The following is a 1,734-nucleotide window of genomic DNA, read 5'->3' on the forward strand; positions in this document are numbered from 1 at the left end:
TGGAGATGGTAATGGTCCATCAACCACTGGCGTACAATCGTTTGTGCAAAGTCACCATTGGGTTGTTCGCACAATAAGAGGTTTAAAAACTCACGTTCTGTACGGAAATACGCAAGCTGATCTTCATCACGCTTAGCTTCATCATATTGACCCGCTAAAGTCAGAAAGTTTCTTGCTTGACCTAACAAGTCCAGACCGATATTGGCTAAAGCAATATCAATTTCAAGCTCAGGTGCATGCCCGCACCATTCAGCCAAGCGCTGAGATAAAACCAGTTGACTGTCGCCAATATGTAATAAGAATTTAGATAAAACTGAATGATTCATGTGCCATTCCCCTTACATGTGCTCAATGCCATCTGGGATATGGTAAAAAGTCGGATGACGATAAACCTTGTCTAAAGAAGGATCGAAAAATTCAGCTTTTTCATCTGGCTGTGATGACTTAATCAGTTCTGAACGAACCACCCAAATGCTAATTCCTTCATTACGACGCGTGTAAACATCACGAGCATGTTGCAATGCGATTTCATCATCAGGTGCTCTTAAGCTGCCTACATGACGGTGGCTTAAGCCTTGTTTACTACGTACAAATACTTCGTAGAGCGACCAGTTATTTTTATCTTCCATTTTGATTTCCTCAAATTTTTCCATAAATCTTGTTAAGCCACTTTGTTCGCTTCAAGCTGCTGTTTTTTCGCATAGACCACTGCTGCATCACGAACCCATTTGCCGTTTTCCCATGCTTTACGGCGTGCTTCGATACGCTCGTGATTACATGGTCCACGTCCGGCAATCACTTCATTAAATTCGTGCCAGTCAATCTCGCCAAACTCATAGTGGCCTGTTTCTTCATTGAACTTTAAATCTGGGTCCGGTACTTCCAAGCCAAGTTGCAACACTTGAGGTACGGTGTTATCGACAAACTTTTGACGTAATTCATCGTTACTAAAGCGTTTGATTTTCCACGCCATGCTTTGTGCGCTGTTTGGAGAGTGCTCATCACTTGGGCCAAACATCATCAGTGCTGGCCACCAGAAACGGTTCACTGCATCTTGTGCCATCTGTTTTTGTTCCGGTGTACCGTTTGCCAAAGCCATCATGGCTTCAAAACCTTGACGTTGGTGGAAACTTTCTTCTTTACAAATACGTACCATCGCACGTGCATATGGCCCATATGAAGTACGGCAAAGCGCAACTTGGTTCACAATGGCTGCCCCATCGACAAGCCAACCAATTGCAGCGACATCTGCCCAAGTCAAAGTTGGATAGTTAAAGATTGATGAGTATTTCATTTTCCCATTAATCAACTTTTCCATCATGTCATCACGGTCAGCACCTAAGGTTTCTGCTGCGCTATACAGATATAAACCATGACCCGCTTCATCTTGTACTTTCGCGAGCAAAACCGCTTTACGTTTTAAAGTTGGTGCACGAGTAATCCAGTTTCCTTCAGGCAACATACCTACAATTTCAGAATGGCCATGTTGCCCGATTTGACGAATCAATGTTTTGCGGTAGGCATCAGGCATTTGATCCTTCGCCTCGATCGTAATTTCATTGGCAATATTTTGTTCAAAGTTCTGGTAATTGTTTTCCATTCTTTCATTCCCTGTAGGTATCACCCTTAAATCTATTTTTCGATACACAAAAAACAAAGTCAACTAATTTTTTGGTATCAAATTAAATCCATAACAACAAACCAATACAAGTTATTGAAATTTATATAATTAAG

At 41.8% G+C, this 1,734-nt stretch carries 3 protein-coding genes; all 3 read right to left on the minus strand.

Translation table 11 applies throughout. The annotated features are described in order from the left end of the window. Window positions 1-326, minus strand: a 326-nt coding sequence (gene paaC / locus VXQ92_RS16760; protein ID WP_416682582.1) for a 1,2-phenylacetyl-CoA epoxidase subunit PaaC, incomplete at its 3' end; no start/stop codon positions are given. A 12-nt stretch (window positions 327-338) separates the two neighbouring features. Further along, window positions 339-629 (minus strand): 1,2-phenylacetyl-CoA epoxidase subunit PaaB, encoded by a 291-nt coding sequence (paaB, locus tag VXQ92_RS16765; protein WP_000389648.1) that lies wholly within the window; start codon window positions 627-629, stop codon window positions 339-341. Window positions 630-661: 32 nt separating this feature from the next. Then, window positions 662-1,600 carry a 1,2-phenylacetyl-CoA epoxidase subunit PaaA gene (paaA, locus tag VXQ92_RS16770; RefSeq protein ID WP_416682583.1) on the minus strand — a complete coding sequence of 313 codons (939 nt, stop codon included), beginning with the start codon at window positions 1,598-1,600 and terminating at the stop codon, window positions 662-664. Window positions 1,601-1,734 lie beyond the last annotated feature (134 nt).

The organism is Acinetobacter sp. 228 (genome assembly GCF_048147885.1).